Source organism: Pseudomonas sp. LBUM1662, assembly GCF_059695915.1.
The window spans coordinates 6,312,031-6,328,597 of sequence record NZ_CP166793.1 but is presented as its reverse complement, the minus strand read 5'-3'; the positions used below and the strand labels follow the sequence as shown (position 1 = coordinate 6,328,597).

General features: G+C 60.7%; 21 protein-coding genes. 7 read left to right on the top strand and 14 right to left on the bottom strand.

Features of this window, described 5'->3' with window-relative positions; genetic code table 11:
- The first annotated feature begins 109 nt into the window (after positions 1 to 109).
- Positions 110 to 964 (top strand): RNA polymerase sigma factor RpoH, encoded by an 855-nt coding sequence (rpoH, locus tag ACA049_RS28875; RefSeq protein ID WP_007897890.1) that lies wholly within the window; start codon positions 110 to 112, stop codon positions 962 to 964.
- A gap of 210 nt (positions 965 to 1,174) precedes the next feature.
- Here the strand turns inward: rpoH and mtgA are convergent, their stop codons facing one another.
- Positions 1,175 to 1,894: a monofunctional biosynthetic peptidoglycan transglycosylase gene (mtgA, locus tag ACA049_RS28870; RefSeq protein ID WP_497331608.1), complete on the bottom strand. Its 720-nt coding sequence runs from the start codon at positions 1,892 to 1,894 to the stop codon at positions 1,175 to 1,177.
- A gap of 74 nt (positions 1,895 to 1,968) precedes the next feature.
- Between mtgA and ACA049_RS28865 the strand changes: the two genes are divergently transcribed.
- The 4 genes from ACA049_RS28865 to trmB all read left to right on the top strand — a co-directional run bounded on the left by ACA049_RS28865 (position 1,969) and on the right by trmB (position 4,302).
- Entirely contained in the window at positions 1,969 to 2,337 is a 369-nt protein-coding gene (locus ACA049_RS28865) for a DUF423 domain-containing protein (protein WP_497331606.1), read from the top strand.
- Positions 2,338 to 2,511: 174 nt separating this feature from the next.
- A complete protein-coding gene (gene thiS / locus ACA049_RS28860) occupies positions 2,512 to 2,712 on the top strand; it encodes a sulfur carrier protein ThiS (RefSeq protein WP_008026157.1) in 201 nt (66 codons plus the stop codon).
- A 60-nt stretch (positions 2,713 to 2,772) separates the two neighbouring features.
- Positions 2,773 to 3,567, top strand: coding sequence for a thiazole synthase (locus tag ACA049_RS28855; RefSeq protein WP_008068101.1), 795 nt, complete (start codon positions 2,773 to 2,775; stop codon positions 3,565 to 3,567).
- A 9-nt stretch (positions 3,568 to 3,576) separates the two neighbouring features.
- Entirely contained in the window at positions 3,577 to 4,302 is a 726-nt protein-coding gene (gene trmB, locus ACA049_RS28850; RefSeq protein ID WP_083375541.1) for a tRNA (guanosine(46)-N7)-methyltransferase TrmB, read from the top strand.
- Positions 4,303 to 4,427: 125 nt separating this feature from the next.
- Here the strand turns inward: trmB and ACA049_RS28845 are convergent, their stop codons facing one another.
- From ACA049_RS28845 to ACA049_RS28805, 9 genes are all read right to left on the bottom strand, one after another.
- Complete coding sequence (locus ACA049_RS28845) at positions 4,428 to 4,751, bottom strand: DUF3392 domain-containing protein (protein ID WP_131061120.1); 324 nt, start codon at positions 4,749 to 4,751, stop codon at positions 4,428 to 4,430.
- A gap of 22 nt (positions 4,752 to 4,773) precedes the next feature.
- Positions 4,774 to 5,907 carry a radical SAM family heme chaperone HemW gene (gene hemW / locus ACA049_RS28840; protein WP_497337002.1) on the bottom strand — a complete coding sequence of 378 codons (1,134 nt, stop codon included), beginning with the start codon at positions 5,905 to 5,907 and terminating at the stop codon, positions 4,774 to 4,776.
- A gap of 68 nt (positions 5,908 to 5,975) precedes the next feature.
- Complete coding sequence (gene rdgB, locus ACA049_RS28835; protein WP_497331604.1) at positions 5,976 to 6,572, bottom strand: RdgB/HAM1 family non-canonical purine NTP pyrophosphatase; 597 nt, start codon at positions 6,570 to 6,572, stop codon at positions 5,976 to 5,978.
- Positions 6,569 to 7,003: a DUF4426 domain-containing protein gene (locus ACA049_RS28830; RefSeq protein WP_497331602.1), complete on the bottom strand. Its 435-nt coding sequence runs from the start codon at positions 7,001 to 7,003 to the stop codon at positions 6,569 to 6,571. Before ACA049_RS28830 ends, rdgB begins: the two co-directional genes overlap by 4 nt.
- 26 nt (positions 7,004 to 7,029) lie before the next feature.
- Positions 7,030 to 7,650 carry a methionine biosynthesis protein MetW gene (metW, locus tag ACA049_RS28825; RefSeq protein WP_461956136.1) on the bottom strand — a complete coding sequence of 207 codons (621 nt, stop codon included), beginning with the start codon at positions 7,648 to 7,650 and terminating at the stop codon, positions 7,030 to 7,032.
- Positions 7,651 to 7,657: 7 nt separating this feature from the next.
- Positions 7,658 to 8,797, bottom strand: a complete 1,140-nt coding sequence (gene metX / locus ACA049_RS28820) for a homoserine O-succinyltransferase MetX (RefSeq protein WP_497331600.1) — start codon at positions 8,795 to 8,797, stop codon at positions 7,658 to 7,660.
- Between the two features lie 194 nt (positions 8,798 to 8,991).
- A complete protein-coding gene (locus ACA049_RS28815) occupies positions 8,992 to 9,579 on the bottom strand; it encodes a YggT family protein (protein WP_497331598.1) in 588 nt (195 codons plus the stop codon).
- Between the two features lie 24 nt (positions 9,580 to 9,603).
- A complete protein-coding gene (gene proC / locus ACA049_RS28810; RefSeq protein WP_438658917.1) occupies positions 9,604 to 10,422 on the bottom strand; it encodes a pyrroline-5-carboxylate reductase in 819 nt (272 codons plus the stop codon).
- A 35-nt stretch (positions 10,423 to 10,457) separates the two neighbouring features.
- Positions 10,458 to 11,144, bottom strand: coding sequence for a YggS family pyridoxal phosphate-dependent enzyme (locus ACA049_RS28805; RefSeq protein WP_497331595.1), 687 nt, complete (start codon positions 11,142 to 11,144; stop codon positions 10,458 to 10,460).
- 57 nt (positions 11,145 to 11,201) lie between these two features.
- Here ACA049_RS28805 and ACA049_RS28800 point away from each other — a divergent pair, with 57 nt between their 5' ends.
- Entirely contained in the window at positions 11,202 to 12,236 is a 1,035-nt protein-coding gene (locus ACA049_RS28800; RefSeq protein WP_109635591.1) for a type IV pilus twitching motility protein PilT, read from the top strand.
- A gap of 112 nt (positions 12,237 to 12,348) precedes the next feature.
- Here ACA049_RS28800 and ACA049_RS28795 read toward each other — a convergent pair whose 3' ends face one another.
- Complete coding sequence (locus ACA049_RS28795; protein WP_497331593.1) at positions 12,349 to 12,966, bottom strand: C40 family peptidase; 618 nt, start codon at positions 12,964 to 12,966, stop codon at positions 12,349 to 12,351.
- Positions 12,967 to 13,215: 249 nt separating this feature from the next.
- On the opposite strand from ACA049_RS28795, the gene ACA049_RS28790 reads away from it, so the two are divergent.
- On the top strand, positions 13,216 to 13,647 hold the full coding sequence (locus tag ACA049_RS28790) for an NINE protein (protein WP_497331591.1): 432 nt from the start codon (positions 13,216 to 13,218) through the stop codon (positions 13,645 to 13,647).
- Positions 13,648 to 13,749: 102 nt separating this feature from the next.
- On the opposite strand, the gene ACA049_RS28785 is transcribed toward ACA049_RS28790, so the two are convergent.
- From ACA049_RS28785 to pyrR, 3 genes are read right to left on the bottom strand one after another with little or no spacing between them, the layout of a single operon-like run.
- Positions 13,750 to 15,021 carry a dihydroorotase gene (locus ACA049_RS28785; RefSeq protein WP_497331589.1) on the bottom strand — a complete coding sequence of 424 codons (1,272 nt, stop codon included), beginning with the start codon at positions 15,019 to 15,021 and terminating at the stop codon, positions 13,750 to 13,752.
- Entirely contained in the window at positions 15,018 to 16,022 is a 1,005-nt protein-coding gene (locus ACA049_RS28780) for an aspartate carbamoyltransferase catalytic subunit (RefSeq protein ID WP_007897943.1), read from the bottom strand. The genes ACA049_RS28785 and ACA049_RS28780 overlap by 4 nt, the downstream gene beginning before the upstream one ends.
- A gap of 27 nt (positions 16,023 to 16,049) precedes the next feature.
- On the bottom strand, positions 16,050 to 16,553 hold the full coding sequence (pyrR, locus tag ACA049_RS28775; RefSeq protein ID WP_462029647.1) for a bifunctional pyr operon transcriptional regulator/uracil phosphoribosyltransferase PyrR: 504 nt from the start codon (positions 16,551 to 16,553) through the stop codon (positions 16,050 to 16,052).
- Positions 16,554 to 16,567: the final 14 nt, after the last annotated feature.

Sequence of the window (16,567 nt, the reverse complement as noted above, 5' to 3'; positions counted from 1 at the left end):
ATTTTGCTCGTATTGACCTTTCAGCGTTTATGGGAACTTGTCTTTCGGTTTCCGGTCAATTTTCGCAGTGCTGAACTGCACGAGTTATGTAAGTCGGAGGTTTTTTCGTATGACCAATTCTTTGCAACCTGCATATGCTCTGGTCCCGGGTGCGAACCTGGAGGCCTATGTGCACACCGTGAACAGCATTCCATTGCTGACGCCGGAGCAGGAGCGTGAACTGGCCGAGAGTCTCTATTATGAGCAGGATTTGGGGGCGGCTCGGCAGATGGTGCTCGCCCACCTGCGTTTTGTCGTACATATCGCCCGTAGCTATTCCGGCTACGGCCTGGCTCAGGCTGACCTGATCCAGGAAGGCAACGTCGGCCTGATGAAAGCCGTGAAGCGCTTCAACCCGGAAATGGGTGTGCGTCTGGTTTCGTTCGCTGTGCACTGGATCAAGGCGGAAATTCACGAGTTCATCCTGCGCAACTGGCGCATTGTGAAAGTCGCGACCACCAAGGCCCAGCGCAAGCTGTTCTTCAACCTGCGCAGCCAGAAGAAACGCCTGGCGTGGCTGAACAACGAGGAAGTCCACCGTGTGGCGGAAAGCCTAGGCGTAGAGCCGCGGGAAGTGCGCGAGATGGAAAGTCGCCTGACCGGCCATGACATGGCCTTCGACCCGGCCGCGGAAGCGGACGACGACAGTGCTTTCCAGTCGCCGGCCAACTATCTGGAAGACCACCGGTATGACCCGGCCCGTCAACTGGAAGATGCTGACTGGAGCGACAACTCCAACCACAACCTGCACGAAGCGCTGGAAGTGCTGGACGACCGCAGCCGTGACATCCTTTACCAGCGCTGGCTGGCGGAAGAGAAGGCCACGCTGCACGACCTGGCGCAGAAGTACAACGTGTCGGCCGAGCGTATTCGTCAGCTCGAGAAGAGCGCGATGAACAAGCTCAAGTTGTCGATCGCTGCTTAACGCAGCGAACAGGCAATAAAAAACGCCCCGATCATTGATCGGGGCGTTTTTGTTTGTGCCCGCTTTTCCAGAATCACCATAAATCAATGTGGGAGCGGGCTTGCTCGCGAATGCGGTGTATCAGTCAACATCATTGCTGAATGACACACCGCATTCGCGAGCAAGCCCGCTCCCACAGGGGACCTTCAGTGATCAGACAATCGTGATCGGTTACTGGGACCAAGGCGCCCGGCGATCATTGATGCCAACCAGATAGCTATCGCCCCCCAATTGACTCATCTGCTGCCGAATCCACCCGGCCCGTCGCGCAACATAGTTGGTCGGATGACTCGCACTCCAAACCCGTGGGTTCGGTAATACGGCGGCCAGCAGGCTCGATTGTTGACGGCTGAGTCCTTTAGCGCTCACGCCAAAGTGATGCCGGGCCGCCGCTTCCGCGCCAAACACCCCTTCATCCCACTCGACGCTGTTCAGGTACACCTCAAGAATCCGCTGCTTGGGCCAGAGCACCTCGATCAACCCGGTGAACCAGGCTTCCAAGCCTTTACGCAGCCAGCTGCGCCCGGACCACAAAAACAGATTCTTCGAGACTTGTTGGCTCAATGTGCTGGCACCGCGAATCGAACCACCGAGTTCGTTATGGGCCAAGGCCTTCTGGATCGCCCCAAAGTCAAAACCCCAATGCTCCGGGAATTTCTGATCCTCGCCCGCAATCACCGCGACTTTCAGGTCGTCAGAGATTTCATCCCAGGGTTTCCAGGTGCGTTGCAGGTCAATCGGCTCGCCGTCGAACCAGGATTCGACCTTGCGCTCGACCATCAGCGCCGTTCCCGGTGGCGGGACCACGCGAAAAATCAGCACCAGCAATACGCTGCCGCCCGCGAACCAGAGCAGGGCCTTTGTGAATCGTCGCAAAAATATACGCAGCATAGAGATGGCTTGGCCGAACCCGTTGAGCGGGCCATTATACAGACCCTGTTGATCGAGTCTGACTGGAGTTCTTCATGCTGCGTGGCTTTCTGATGCTGGCCGCTTTCTTCGGCTTCACTGGCGTTGCCCTTGGCGCGTTCGCCGCCCACGGCCTGAAAAACCGTCTGACGCCCGAATACCTGGCAATTTTCCACACCGGCGTCACTTATCAACTGGTACACACCCTGGCGCTGCTGGGCGTGGCGCTGCTGGCCACGCAGATTCCGGGACGTCTGATGACGTGGGCCGGCGCCTCGTTTGCGATCGGCATCCTGCTGTTTTCCGGCAGTCTGTACCTGCTGACCCTGACCGGCATCAGCAAGCTCGGGATCGTCACACCCTTCGGCGGCCTGGCATTTCTGGTCGGCTGGTTCTGCCTGGGGCTTGCCGCCTGGCGGCTGTAGGAACGAGGCTTGCCCGCGAAGGCGTCAAGTCAGCCAGCATCTCCTTCGACTGACACTACGCGTTCGCGGGCAAGCTTCTCTCCTGCGGGGATCGTGTTTCAAGACGAATGGCTTGGGTCGCCAAGACTGATCGGGCTAGAATGCCAGCCCCTAAAAATGATGGCGGCTTCTTGCATGCGCATTCAGTTGAACGGCGAATCCCTTGAACTGCCCGACGGTGAAACCGTTGCGGCCCTGCTGACCCGTCTGGAACTGACCGGACGCCGGGTGGCGGTCGAACTCAATCTGGATATCGTCCCGCGCAGCCAGCATGCGGACACCACGCTGAACGACGGCGATTCCGTCGAAGTGGTTCACGCCATCGGCGGCGGCTAGTCGCCCGGCCCAGAAGGGCACAGAATTCTGCAAGAACCTCACCCCTACAGAGGATTTCCCATGAGCATCGTTCGTAGCGACAAGCCCTTCGTCCTGGCCGGTCGTACTTACCAGTCGCGTTTGCTGGTAGGCACCGGCAAGTACCGCGACATGGAAGAAACCCGTCTGGCCATCGAAGCCTCGGGTGCCGAGATCGTCACCTTTGCCGTGCGCCGCACCAACCTCGGCCAGAACCCGGGCGAACCGAACCTGCTCGAAGTCCTGTCGCCGGATCGCTACACCTTCCTGCCGAACACTGCCGGTTGCTTCGACGCGACCGAGGCCGTGCGCACCTGCCGCCTGGCCCGTGAGCTGCTCGGTGGCCACAACCTGGTGAAGCTGGAAGTGCTGGCGGACCAGAAGACCCTGTTCCCCAACGTGATCGAAACCCTCAAGGCCGCCGAAGTGCTGGTCAAGGAAGGCTTCGACGTGATGGTCTACACCAGCGATGACCCGATCATCGCCCGTCAACTGGCGGAGATCGGCGTTATCGCGGTCATGCCGCTGGCCGGTCTGATCGGCACGGGCCTGGGGATCTGCAACCCGTACAACCTGCAGATCATCCTCGAAGAAGCCAAGATTCCCGTATTGGTGGATGCCGGTGTCGGTACGGCTTCCGACGCCACCATCGCCATGGAGCTGGGTTGCGAAGCGGTACTGATGAACTCGGCCATCGCCCACGCCCAGCAGCCGATCATGATGGCTGAAGCCATGAAACATGCGATCGTCGCGGGCCGTCTGGCCTACCTCGCCGGCCGTATGCCGAAAAAACTCTATGCCAGCGCCTCTTCGCCGCTGGATGGTCTGATCAAGTAAGAGCCATTGATGACTGAATCAAACGACACGCCAATCCAGACGGAAGAAGGCGACGAGCGCCAACACCGCCGCATCAAGAGTTTCGTGATGCGCGCCGGGCGCATGACCGAAGGCCAGCAACGCGGCCTGGACCAGGGCACGCCGCTGTTCGTGCTGCCATTGGCCGACGCGCCGGTGGACTTCGACCAGGTGTTCGGTCGCTCGGCACCGCGCTCGCTGGAAATCGGTTTCGGCATGGGCCATTCGCTGCTGGAAATGGCCGCGGCCTCGCCGGAGCAGGATTTCATTGGCGTGGAAGTGCACCGTCCGGGTGTCGGCGCGCTGCTCAATGGCGTGCTGACACAGGGCCTGACCAACCTGCGGGTCTACGATTGCGACGCGATCGAAGTGCTCAACCGTTGCGTGGCCGACAACAGCCTCGATCGCCTGATGCTGTTTTTCCCGGACCCGTGGCACAAGAGCCGTCACCACAAGCGCCGTATCGTTCAAGCATCGTTTGCTGAACTGGTGCGCAGCAAGTTGAAGGTCGGCGGCATCCTGCACATGGCCACCGACTGGGAACCGTACGCCGAGTACATGCTGGAAGTCATGAACGTCGCACCGGGTTATCGCAACCTGGCCGAAGACGGCAAATGCGTCCCGCGCCCGACCGAGCGCCCGATCACCAAGTTCGAACGCCGCGGCGAACGTCTTGGGCATGGCGTGTGGGACCTGAAGTTCGAAAAACAGTCCTGATCGACCCGAAACCTGTAGGAGCGAGGCTTGCCCGCGAAGGCGTCATATCAGTCACCATCATCGTTGACTGACACGACGCCTTCGCGGGCAAGCCTCGCTCCTACGGGTTTTTTTGTGCCTGTGATTCAGCGGCGGTCGGCGACTACGCCGATCAGCACCAGCACCACCAACAACACCGGCGCCAGGCTGTAGTTGTTGAACTGGCTCAGGCCTTTGATGATCCATGGCGTGGCGTAGATCAGTGCCACGCCGCTGCCGATCATGCACACCAGAGCGAGCAACGGCACGCGCAGGGCGCCGGCGATGCTGCCCAGGCGTTGGTCGACCCAGCCTTTGATATCGGCGCCAAACAGCACCAGCAGACAGCCCACCAGTGCCAGAGAAATCTCCGACAGGTTGCTGCGGCTCCAGCGGGAGACGGTGGCGAGCAGGTCGAGTATCAAATCCATTCGTTTTCCCCTAAAGCTGAAATCAGCTCAAAAATGTTTGCAGCAAGTCGTTGAGAAACAGCTGTCCGCGATCGGTTGCCGCCAGACGTGACGGTTCGACCTGCAACAGGCCGCTTTGTTCGGCTTCCCGGCGGCCTTCGGCGAGGCTGTCCAGGCTCAGCCCGGTGCGTTCCGGGTACAGCCGCGACTCGACGCCCTCGGTCAGGCGCAAGGCATTCATCAGGAATTCGAACGGCAGCTCTTCGTTGGTCAGCGCTTTCTCGCCGGCCTTGAAGCTTTTCGCCGGGTTCAGGTAATCCTTCGGCAGACGCGTCTTCCAGGTGCGCACGATGCGCCCGTCCGGATGACTGAGCTTGCCGTGGGCGCCGGCACCGATGCCGATGAAGTCGCCGAAACTCCAGTAATTGAGGTTGTGCCGCGCCGGGCGACCCGGTTGCGCATAGGCTGAGACTTCGTATTGCGCGTAACCGTGTTCGGCGAGCAGCGCCTGGCCGGCTTCCTGAATGTCCCACAGGGTGTCGTCTTCTGGCAGCGTCGGCGGCTGGTTCCAGAACACCGTGTTTGGCTCCAGCGTCAGCTGATACCAGGACAGATGTGTCGGCTTCAGGGCGATGGCCTGGCGCAGGTCACTCAACGCATCGTCCAGCGACTGATCCGGCAAGCCGTGCATCAAGTCCAGGTTGAAGTTATCGAACCCGGCCTGACGCGCCATGCCGGCGGCTCGCACCGCTTCGTCGCCGTTGTGAATCCGCCCCAGGGCCTTGAGTTTCTCTTCCTGGAAACTCTGGATGCCAATCGACAGGCGATTGATGCCCAGCGCGCGGTAGGCGATGAATTTCTCTTGCTCGAACGTGCCCGGATTGGCTTCCAGGGTGATTTCGATGTCGCTGGCAAACGGAATGCGTTGCTCGACGCCTTTGAGCAAACGGCCCAAGGCCTCGGCGCTGAACAGGCTTGGCGTGCCGCCACCAAAAAAGATCGAGCTCAGCTCGCGACCGTAAACGGCGTGCAGGTCCTGATCGAGGTCGGCCAGCAACGCGTCGACGTACTCCTCTTCCGGCAGCACCGGGCTGGCGGTGTGGGAGTTGAAGTCGCAATAAGGGCATTTGCGCACACACCACGGGATGTGGATGTACAGCGCCAGGGGCGGCAGCATGGGGAGCGCGGCCCGAGGCGATGAGGCGGCACCGCCGAAGATCAGCGGTGACGCGGATGATTCAAGGGTCATATCAGGCCTAGACGCTGGCGCAGCAGATCCATTGCACGGGCGCGGTGGCTGATGAGGTTCTTCTCGCTCGGGCTCAACTCGGCGCTGGAGCAATCACGCGACGGCACCCAGAACAGCGGATCGTAGCCGAACCCGTGCTCACCACTGGCGGCATGCAGAATTCGTCCGTGCCACAGGCCTTCGCAGAGGATCGGCAGCGGATCGTCGGCATGACGCACCAACGCCAGCACACAAACGAACTGTGCGCCGCGCTCGGCTTCCGGCACGTCTTTCATGGCGTCGAGCAGCTTGGCGTTGTTCGCCGCATCGCCCTGGCCATCCGCGTAGCGGGCCGAGTAGATGCCCGGCGCACCGCCAAGGAAATCCACCGCCAGCCCGGAATCGTCGGCCAGCGCCGGCAGGCCGGAGATGCGCGCGGCATTGCGGGCCTTGAGGATGGCGTTTTCGACGAACGACAGGCCGGTTTCTTCAGGCTCGACGCTGCTGAACTCGCCGATCGAGCGCAGTGTCGCCGACCCGCCGAGCATGGCCTGGAGTTCCTTGAGTTTGCCGGCGTTGTGGCTGGCGAGTACGAGTTGCGTGAAGTTGTTCATTCGCCGGGGAAAAGCTCTTGGTTGAAATTGATGGTGTTGGTTTTGTCGCCGCTCTGCACCTTGATCTCGAAGGTGCGGACTTCTTGCTGATCGACCGGGAACTGGGCGATGTAGTAGATCGCGCCTTGTTCGGTGATCTGTTTGAATTTCAGCGGCACGCTTTGGCTGGTCAGGTCTTTGACCGTACCGCTGACTTGAGCCATCAGTGGCTTGCCTTCCTTGATCACCGAAACGTTGATCACGCCTTGGTTCTTGCTGCGGGTGAGCTCCGCGGCTTTAGCGATATCAGGGGTCAGGAAGGTGGAGTTGAAGGTGTTGTAATGCACCGTCACATCGCCAAACTTTTCCTGACGATCACCTTTGATGACGTCGGCGGCCATCGCAGTAACGCTCAGGCAGGCAGTAAGTACAAACAGCGCTAGACGACCCATGATCGTTCTCCTTGGAATGTCGTGGTTCAGACCGCGATCTTGTGATCCTGCAGCCCGGGGCTGCTGACGCGGTAAATACCGATTTCACCTAATAGATTAGGCCATAGCTTACTGGCCCACCCGTGGCGGTGCTGTTGATCCACGGCAAGCCGATCAATGACCTTCGCTTCACGTTCGCGGCACAACGCTTCAAAGTCTTCGAAGGTGCAAAAGTGGATGTTCGGCGTGTTGTACCAGGTGTACGGCAGAAAATCGGATACCGGCATCCGGCCCTTGCTCGCCAGGTACCAGCGGCAGCGCCAGTGACCGAAGTTGGGGAAGGTGATGATGCATTGGCGGCCGACCCGCAGCATTTCGTCGAGGATCTTGTCCGGGTAGTGCACGGCTTGCAGCGCCTGGGTCATGACCACGACGTCGAAGCTGTTGCTGGCAAAGTTGCCCAGGCCCTTGTCCAGGTCCTGCTCAATGACGTTGATGCCCTTGGCCACGCATTCGGCGATGTTGTCCGGGTCATTTTCCAGGCCATAGCCGGTGACTTGCTTGTGGTCGCGCAACCAGGTCAGCAACTCGCCATCGCCGCAACCGAGGTCGAGCACGCGGCTGCCGGCGGGGATCCATTCCTGGATGATTTCCAGATCAGCTCTCATGGCTTTCTCACAACGTAATGCGGTTCATGTAATTGCTGAAGGCCTGCAGGTAACGCGGGATCGGAATCAGGAAGGCGTCGTGGCCTTGCGGAGCATCGATCTCGAGGTAGCAGACGTCTTTCTTGGCTGCCATCAACGCGTCCACCAATTCCCGCGAGCGGGCAGGGGAGAAGCGCCAGTCGGTGGTGAACGACATCACGCAGAACTTGGCTTGGGCGTTGGCGAAGGTTTTCGCCAGGTCATCGTCAAAGTTCGCCGCCGGATCGAAGTAATCCAGCGCCTTGGTCATCAGCAGGTACGTGTTGGCGTCGAAACGCCCGGAGAACTCCTCGCCCTGATAACGCAGGTAGCTTTCAACCTGAAACTCGACGCTGTGGAAGTCGTAGTTGAGCTTTTCGCTCTTGAGGCCACGGCCGAATTTTTCGCCCATCGAGTCATCGGACAGGTAGGTGATGTGCCCGACCATCCGCGCCAGCATCAAGCCGCGCTTGGGGATCACGCCCGCTTCCTGGAAGGAGCCGCCGTGGAATTCCGGGTCGGTGAGGATCGCCTGGCGCGCCACTTCGTTGAAGGCAATGTTCTGCGCCGACAGCTTGGGGGCCGATGCGATGGCCAGGCAATGGCGAATTCGATCAGGGTAGGTGATGCTCCATTGCATCGCTTGCATGCCGCCGAGACTGCCGCCGATCACGGCGGCCCATTGGTTGATGCCGAGCAGGTCAGCCAGACGCGCCTGGCTGTGCACCCAATCTTCCACGGTCAGCACCGGGAAGTCGGCGCCGAAGGGCTTGCCGGTCTCCGGGTTGACGCTGCTCGGGCCGGTGGAGCCGTTGCAGCCGCCGAGGTTGTTCAGGCTGACCACGAAGAACTTGTGGGTGTCGATCGGCTTGCCGGGGCCGATGCAGCTGTCCCACCAACCGGGTTTGCGGTCGTCGGGGCTGTGGAAGCCGGCAGCGTGATGGTGACCCGACAAGGCGTGGCAGATCAGCACGGCGTTGCTCGCCGTGGCGTTCAGCGTGCCGTAGGTTTCGTAAATGAGGTCATAAGCTGGGAGCGAACGGCCGCAGGCCAGGGCCAGGGGTTCACTGAAGTGCGCCACTTGCGGCGTCACCAGACCAACAGAATCGGCGGGAAAGGCAGTTGGCATCGACCCTGCTCTCGTTGAAATGAGGCGTAAGTCTAAAGACCGGTGGGGTTAGCGGCAAGCAAAGGGCGGGGCTGATTTCATTCAGCTGGACCGAGGTGCGGCATTCGCGGGCAAGCCTCGCTCCTACAGGGATTTCGTAATCTTGTAGGAGCGAGGCTTGCCCGCGAAGAACGATGACGCGGTGAGCGTGCCGATCAGATCAGGCCGAGCAGCCCCATTGGCATGAGGGCGAGGTTCGCAAGGCGCGGGATCAGCCAGCTTTGCAGCAACTGGATCACGATGAACGCGAAGATCGGCGAGATATCGAGGCCGCCCAGGTTCGGAATGATCCGACGGAACGGCGCGAGTACCGGTTCAGTGATCTGCGCGACCAGCTCTGCACCCGGATTGTGGCTCCCCGGGGCAACCCAGGACAGGATCACGCTGATGATCATCGCCCAGAAAATGATATTCAAAAACAGCGAAAAGAGCGCGATCAGCGCCCACGGCACCAGGAACAGCCAGTCGACCATGAAGCCTTTGAGCAGCAGGATCACCGCAATCAGCAGCATCTGAATGATCAGCGCCAATACCAGTGACGACATGTCCAGCCCGAACATGCTCGGGATGACCCGGCGCAGCGGCTTGAGCAGCGGTTGAGTGGCTTTCACGATGAACTGGCAGAGCGGGTTGTAAAAATTCGCCCGAACCAGTTGCAGGATGAAGCGCATCAGCACGATCAGCAGGTACAGGCTGCCCAGGGTTTTGATGATGAAAATGGCAGCGTCATTGAGTCCAAGCATCATTGATTCCTTTGTAAGAGCTGATTAGCGGCCAAGTTGCTCAGCCATCTCGGCCGAGCGGTGCGCAGCGGCGCCGAGTGCTTTTTCGACCAGCGCTTCGAAGCCGCCGGCCTGGAACGATTTGATTGCCGCTTCCGTGGTGCCCGCAGGGGACGTCACGCGACGACGCAATTCAGCCGCGTCGACATCGCTGGCAACCGCCATGTGTGCGGCGCCCAATGCGGTTTGCACTGTCAGTTGGGCGGCGATGTCCGCTGGCAGGCCGAGCTTCACGCCAGCAGCGGTCATGGCTTCGATCAGCAGAAAGAAGTACGCCGGGCCGGAGCCGGAGACGGCGGTGACCGCGTCCAGTTGTTGCTCTTCGTTCAGCCACAGGGCAATGCCGACAGCCGACAACAGCTCTTCAGCTTGCTGGCGTTGCTCAGCGTTCACTTCGGCCGTGGCAAACAAACCGCTCACGCCCTGACGCAGCAGCGCCGGGGTGTTGGGCATGCAGCGCACGATCGGCTGGGCGCCGAGCCAGTTGTTCATGCTGGCGCAGGTGATGCCGGCCGCAATCGAAACCACCAGTTGATTCGGTTTCAGGCTCGGGCGAATCGCTTCGCACACGGCTTTCATCGCTTGGGGTTTGACTGCCAGCACAACGACGTCTGCACCTTGAATGGCATCGGCGTTGTCGGCGAATACTTCAATGCCGTGTTCGGCCTGCACCTTGGCGCGGGTTTCGGCGCCGGGGTCGCTGGCGCGGATCTGTGCAGCGTCCAGGCCTTTGGCGCGCAGGCCGCCGATCAGGCTGGCAGCCATGTTTCCGGCACCGATAAAGGCAATGCGTGTCTTGCTCATGTCAGGTCCTTATAGAGAGGTGTGTCAGCCATGGCTCAAGGCTGACTGTAGTCGCGAGCGCCGAAAAGGGCCGTACCGATGCGGACCCAAGTGGCGCCCATGGCAATGGCCGACTCGAGGTCGTGGCTCATGCCCATGGAAAGTGTGTCGAGCGGCAGGTTCAGGCTGGCTTGCAGGCTTTGCACGGCAGCAAAAGCGGCGTCCTGGGCGGCGCGATCTTCAGTCGGCTCAGGGATCGCCATCAACCCGCGCAGCTTGATGCGCGGCAATTCGCTGATGGCCTTGGCCAGGGCCGGCAGGTCGGCCGGGGTGCAGCCGGATTTACTGGCTTCACCGCTGACGTTGACCTGGATGCAGATGTTCAAGGGAGGCAGATCGGCAGGACGTTGTTCGGACAGGCGTTGTGCGATTTTCAAGCGATCCACGGAGTGCACCCAGGCGAAGTGCTCGGCGATAGCACGAGTCTTGTTCGATTGAATGGGGCCGATGAAGTGCCAGATCAAGGGCAGGTCGGCCAATTCGAGCTGTTTGCCCAAGGCTTCCTGCAAGTAATTCTCGCCAAAATCGCGCACGCCGGCGGCATACGCTTCGCGCACGGCCTCGGCAGGCTTGGTCTTGCTCACCGCCAGCAGTTGAACGCTGTGTTCGTCGCGGTGGGCGGCGAGGGCGGCAGCACGGATGCGCGAACTAACCAGTGCAATGTTGTCTGCTATCGTGGACATTCAAGAGGCGCCAGCGGTTCTGAGGTTGGCGGCATTCTACTGGAATTGAGGAGCGCTATGGATATCACTGAGCTGCTGGCCTTCAGCGCTAAACAGGGCGCGTCCGACTTGCACCTGTCTGCCGGCCTGCCCCCGATGATTCGCGTTGACGGCGATGTGCGGCGCATCAACCTGCCGGCCCTGGACCACAAACAGGTGCATGAGCTGATCTACGACATCATGAACGACACCCAACGGGTGGACTTCGAGAAACACCTGGAAACTGATTTTTCCTTCGAAGTGCCCGGTGTGGCGCGCTTTCGGGTCAACGCGTTCAATCAGAACCGGGGGGCGGGCGCGGTGTTCCGGACCATTCCGTCGAAGGTCCTGAGCATGGACGACCTCGGCATGGGCGAGGTGTTTCGCAAGATCACCGAGGCCCCGCGCGGCCTGGTGCTGGTGACGGGCCCGACCGGTTCCGGCAAGTCCACCACCCTGGCGGCGATGATCGATTACCTGAACAACCATCGCCATCACCACATCCTCACCATCGAAGACCCGATCGAATTCGTCCACGAATCGCGCAAATGCCTGATCAACCAGCGCGAAGTCCATCGCGACACCCGCAGCTTCGCCACGGCCCTGCGCTCGGCGCTGCGGGAAGACCCGGACGTGATTCTGGTGGGGGAGATGCGCGACCTGGAGACCATTCGCCTGGCGCTGACCGCCGCCGAGACGGGTCACCTGGTGTTCGGTACGCTGCACACCACGTCGGCGGCAAAGACCATCGACCGGGTGGTGGACGTGTTTCCGGGGGACGAGAAGTCGATGGTGCGTTCGATGCTGTCCGAGTCGTTACTGGCGGTGGTATCGCAGACACTGATCAAGAAGATCGGCGGCGGGCGGATTGCGGCGCACGAGATCATGCTCGGCACGTCGGCGATCCGTAACCTGATCCGCGAAGACAAGGTCGCGCAGATGTATTCGTCGATTCAGACCGGGGGCAACCTGGGGATGCAGACGCTGGACATGTGCTTGAAGGACTTGGTGACCAAGGGCTTGATCAGTCGGGAGCATGCGCGGGAGAAAGCGCGGTCGCCGGATAATTTCTGACTGCTTCAGAAATGTCTTCGCGGGCAAGCCTCGCTCCTACAGGTCATGCGCCATTTTTGCGGCACATGCTTAACCTGTAGGAGCGAGGCTTGCCCGCGAAGGGGACTTCAAATCAGCGCTGAACCACCTGAAGGGTGTTCTTCTCTTTCGGCAGAACCCGCTTGGCAACCACGTAGTGGCTTTCCCAGTACGGTTTCTTCAGGGTGTCGATGGTCACCGACTTGCCACGACGCGGTGCGTGGATAAAGCGGTCGTTGCCCAGGTAGATGGCAACGTGATTGACCCGACGGCTCTTGATGTTGAAGAAAATCAGGTCGCCCGGCTTCAGATCCTTGCGATCGACTTTCTCGCCATGACCGCTGGCCATCGCGTTGGACGTGCGTGGCAGGTCAAACGTGGCGTCGTTGAACGCGTATTTCACCAGGCCGCTGCAATCGAACCCTTTACTTGGGCTGCTGCCGCCCCAACGGTAAGGTGTACCGAGGACGTTGACGGCGCGACTTAGCACGTTGCTGCTTTCCTTGGTCGCCATCGGCGGAACAAGGCTGCTTTTGCTAGCCAGCTGTGGAACACGTTTTTCGGATTTCTTGTTTTTGCTCGTAGGAGCAGAAACATGGGATTTTTGGGTGTAACCATTAACGTTTGGAAGACGTTGCTCACGATTGGTGGCGTGGGCGGCCAGTGGCATCAAAAGGCAAATGGTTAGCCATGTCTTGAAAAATGGACGCATTAGGCAAGGCTCATATGGGTTAGCGCGCAACTTTATAACAGAGTTTTTTGCCCTTCCGAGGCCGTTGGTCGATTCAAGTTGTGGTCAACGGAACCAAATAAGCGGCAAATGGACGCAATTGTCGGACAGAACACAGGTGGTATAAGGCTTTGACGGAACCCACGTTAACATTTGCCATACGTCGGCAACCTGTAAAAAAGTCACAAAGAATTCAAGAATATTTATCTATCGCGTGAATCGAGGACCCTCATGAACACCTATCAACAGGCTGGCCAGCAGCAAGACACGCACAGCAAAGTGATCGGCTACCTGCTGTGGATTTTTGGTTTTACCGGGGCTCACCGCTTCTATTACGGCAAGCCGGTGACCGGGACGATCTGGTTTTTCACCTTTGGATTGTTGGGTATTGGCTGGCTGATCGACGTCTTCCTGATCCCGGCCATGGACCGTGAAGCGGACCTGCGTTTTACCGCCGGGCCTATCGAGTACAACGTGGCGTGGATTCTGCTGACGTTTCTCGGGGTATTCGGCGTACACCGGATGTATCAGGGGAAGTGGATCAGCGGATTACTGTACCTGGTGACGGGCGGGTTGTTCTTTCTGGGGGTTTTGTATGACTTCTGGACGCTGAATGACCAAGTGTGTGTGCGCAACGCTCAGAATCGCGGCACCTTCCAGTAAGTCTTCGCGAGCAAGCCCGCTCCCACATTTGACCGAGTTCCCTCCAGAGGAATGCGGTCGAATGTGGGAGCGGGCTTGCTCGCGAATGCAGGCGACGCGGCTTTACGCCTGGTGGCTAATCCGCCCATCCACCAGGGTGTAGCGCACGACGCCCGGCAGGGTATGCCCAATAAACGGGCAGTTCTCACCTTTGGACAGCCAGGTCTCACCGGCCACGGTCGAAGCCGCCGGATCAAACAGCACGATATCCGCCGGTCCGCCTACGGCCAGCTTACCGGCCGGCAGGCGCAGCGCCTCGGCAGGCCCTGTGCTGAGTCGAGCCAACAACGTCGGCAGATCCAGCAACCCATCCTCCACCAGCGTCATCGCCAGCGGCAGCAGCAGTTCAACACTGCTGATGCCCGGCTCGGTTGCGCCAAACGGCGCCAGTTTGGCGTCCCGCTCGTGCGGCTGGTGATGGCTGGAGATAGACGAGACCACGCCCGACTTCACCGCCGCACGCAAGCCATCGCGGTCGGCGCGGGTGCGCAGTGGCGGCTGGACGTGATAGAGGCTGCTGAAGTCGATCAGCGCTTCGTCGGTCAGGATCAGTTGATACAACGCCACATCGGCGGTGACGGGCAGGCCGCGAGCCTGAGCTTGAGCGATCAACGCCACGCCGCGAGCGCTGGTGAGCTGGCTGAAGTGCGCACGCACGCCGCTTTGCTCGACCAGCAACAGGTCCCGGGCCAACGCCACGGTTTCAGCGGTTTCCGGAATGCCCGGCAAGCCGAGGAAACTCGCGGTCGGGCCTTCGTGGGCCAAGCCACCTTCGGCTAGGTCATGGTCCTGCGAATTGAAAATCACCGTCAGGTCGAAGGTCGCCGCGTATTCCAGCGCCCGGCACAGCGTGCGGGTGTTGCGGAAGCTCTCCAGACCGTTGCCGAAGGCCACGCAGCCGGCATCGCGCAAGGCGACCAACTCAGCCAGCTGTTCACCGTCCAGGCCTTTGCTCAGGGCGCCGATCGGAAAAACCTTGGTGTTGCCGGCCTCGCGGGCGCGGTCGAGGATCAGCTCGGCCACGGCCGAGGTGTCCAGCACCGGTTTGGTTTTCGGCGGGCAGCACAGGCTGGTCACGCCACCAGCTGCAGCGGCGCGGGTTTCACTGACGATCGAGCCTTTGCGGCTATAACCTGGTTCGCGCAGGGCGACGTTCAGGTCAACCAGGCCAGGGGCGGCCACCAGGCCTTTGGCGTCGAGGGTGTCGACGGGTACAAAACCGGCGGGCGCGGCGCCAAGGGCAACGACCTTGCAGGCTTCAATATGAATGTCGGTAACTTTATCCAGGCCGCTGGCTGGATCGATAACGCGTGCGCCGAGAATGCTGAGCTTCACTGGGCGTTCTCCTGCTCGAATTGACGTTGCGCAGTCTGCCCGCTCATGGCCATGGACAACACAGCCATACGAATGGCGATGCCGTAAGTGACCTGGTTGAGGATCACCGAATGCGGTCCGTCGGCCACCGCCGACTCAATTTCCACTCCACGGTTGATCGGCCCCGGGTGCATGACGATGCAATCGGGTTTGGCCCCGGCCAGACGCGCGGTGGTCAGGCCGAACAGGCGGTAGAACTCACCCTCGCTCGGCAGCAGGCCGCCGGTCATGCGTTCGCGTTGCAGGCGCAGCATGATCACCACATCGACGTCTTTCAGGCCTTCGGTCATGTCGGTGTAAACCTTCACGCCGTATTGCTCGATGCCGATCGGCAGCAGGGTTTTCGGCGCGATGACGCGGATGTCCGGGCAGCCGAGGGTTTTCAGCGCGAGCATGTTCGACCGCGCGACCCGCGAGTGCAGGATGTCGCCGACGATGGCCACCGAGAGGTTTTCGAAGCCGCCCTTGTGCCGACGGATCGTCAGCATGTCGAGCATGCCTTGGGTCGGGTGCGCGTGACGGCCGTCGCCGCCGTTGATGATCGCCACTTGCGGGCAGACATGTTCGGCGATGAAGTGTGCTGCGCCGGAATCACCGTGACGCACGACGAACATGTCGGCGGCCATGGCTTCCAGGTTGCGCAGGGTGTCGAGCAGGGTTTCTCCCTTGCTCGCCGACGATGTCGACACGTTCAGCGTGATCACGTCGGCCGACAGGCGCTGGGCCGCCAGTTCGAAGGTGGTGCGGGTGCGGGTGGAGTTCTCGAAGAACACGTTGCACACGGTCTTGCCGCGCAGCAGCGGGACTTTCTTCACCGCCCGGGCGCCGACTTCGAGGAACGAGTCGGCGGTGTCGAGGATTTCCGTCAGCAACTCGCGGCGCAAACCGTCGAGCGAGAGGAAGTGGCGCAGCTGGCCCTGATCATTGAGCTGCAGCGGGCGCTTGGTTTCTAGAGGCGTCATCGCGAGGGGGACTCTCAATAGGGCGAATTAAAGGGCGAGGTCTTGCAGTTCGAGCTTGAGCTCCGGGCCGGACAGCTTCACCCGTTCGTGGGCAGCCAGTTCCAGCGTCGCGCCGACCACGTTCGGGCGGATCGGCAGCTCACCGGCATCCAGGTCCAGCAGGCAAACCAGCGTCACGCTGGCCGGGCGGCCGTAGTCGAACAGTTCATTCATGGCGGCGCGGATGGTCCGACCGCTCATCAGCACGTCGTCGATCAGCACCAGGTGCTGGCCTTCGATTTCGAATGGCAGGGCGGACGGGCGCACTTGCGGGTGCAGGCCGTTCTGGCTGAAATCGTCGCGGTAGAAGGACACGTCCAGGGTGCCGAGCGGCGAGTCGCTGCCCAGCTCCTCGAGCAACGCCTGGGCGACCCAGACGCCGCCGGTACGAATGCCGATGTAGCGCGGTTCGCTGATGCCACGGTGTTCCAGATGTGCCTTGAGACGGATCGCCATCTGGCTGATCAGTTCGGCGGGATTGGGCAGGCTCATGGTTGCTCCTTCTT

What these genes read in the sequence shown, in the direction of transcription:
- rpoH (WP_007897890.1), top strand. Translation starts at nt 110, where the DNA reads ATGACCAATTCTTTGCAACCTGCATATGCTCTGGTCCCGGGTGCGAAC.
- mtgA (WP_497331608.1), bottom strand. Translation starts at nt 1,894, where the DNA reads ATGCTGCGTATATTTTTGCGACGATTCACAAAGGCCCTGCTCTGGTTC.
- ACA049_RS28865 (WP_497331606.1), top strand. Translation starts at nt 1,969, where the DNA reads ATGCTGCGTGGCTTTCTGATGCTGGCCGCTTTCTTCGGCTTCACTGGC.
- thiS (WP_008026157.1), top strand. Translation starts at nt 2,512, where the DNA reads ATGCGCATTCAGTTGAACGGCGAATCCCTTGAACTGCCCGACGGTGAA.
- ACA049_RS28855 (WP_008068101.1), top strand. Translation starts at nt 2,773, where the DNA reads ATGAGCATCGTTCGTAGCGACAAGCCCTTCGTCCTGGCCGGTCGTACT.
- trmB (WP_083375541.1), top strand. Translation starts at nt 3,577, where the DNA reads ATGACTGAATCAAACGACACGCCAATCCAGACGGAAGAAGGCGACGAG.
- ACA049_RS28845 (WP_131061120.1), bottom strand. Translation starts at nt 4,751, where the DNA reads ATGGATTTGATACTCGACCTGCTCGCCACCGTCTCCCGCTGGAGCCGC.
- hemW (WP_497337002.1), bottom strand. Translation starts at nt 5,907, where the DNA reads ATGCTGCCGCCCCTGGCGCTGTACATCCACATCCCGTGGTGTGTGCGC.
- rdgB (WP_497331604.1), bottom strand. Translation starts at nt 6,572, where the DNA reads ATGAACAACTTCACGCAACTCGTACTCGCCAGCCACAACGCCGGCAAA.
- ACA049_RS28830 (WP_497331602.1), bottom strand. Translation starts at nt 7,003, where the DNA reads ATGGGTCGTCTAGCGCTGTTTGTACTTACTGCCTGCCTGAGCGTTACT.
- metW (WP_461956136.1), bottom strand. Translation starts at nt 7,650, where the DNA reads ATGAGAGCTGATCTGGAAATCATCCAGGAATGGATCCCCGCCGGCAGC.
- metX (WP_497331600.1), bottom strand. Translation starts at nt 8,797, where the DNA reads ATGCCAACTGCCTTTCCCGCCGATTCTGTTGGTCTGGTGACGCCGCAA.
- ACA049_RS28815 (WP_497331598.1), bottom strand. Translation starts at nt 9,579, where the DNA reads ATGCTTGGACTCAATGACGCTGCCATTTTCATCATCAAAACCCTGGGC.
- proC (WP_438658917.1), bottom strand. Translation starts at nt 10,422, where the DNA reads ATGAGCAAGACACGCATTGCCTTTATCGGTGCCGGAAACATGGCTGCC.
- ACA049_RS28805 (WP_497331595.1), bottom strand. Translation starts at nt 11,144, where the DNA reads ATGTCCACGATAGCAGACAACATTGCACTGGTTAGTTCGCGCATCCGT.
- ACA049_RS28800 (WP_109635591.1), top strand. Translation starts at nt 11,202, where the DNA reads ATGGATATCACTGAGCTGCTGGCCTTCAGCGCTAAACAGGGCGCGTCC.
- ACA049_RS28795 (WP_497331593.1), bottom strand. Translation starts at nt 12,966, where the DNA reads ATGCGTCCATTTTTCAAGACATGGCTAACCATTTGCCTTTTGATGCCA.
- ACA049_RS28790 (WP_497331591.1), top strand. Translation starts at nt 13,216, where the DNA reads ATGAACACCTATCAACAGGCTGGCCAGCAGCAAGACACGCACAGCAAA.
- ACA049_RS28780 (WP_007897943.1), bottom strand. Translation starts at nt 16,022, where the DNA reads ATGACGCCTCTAGAAACCAAGCGCCCGCTGCAGCTCAATGATCAGGGC.
- pyrR (WP_462029647.1), bottom strand. Translation starts at nt 16,553, where the DNA reads ATGAGCCTGCCCAATCCCGCCGAACTGATCAGCCAGATGGCGATCCGT.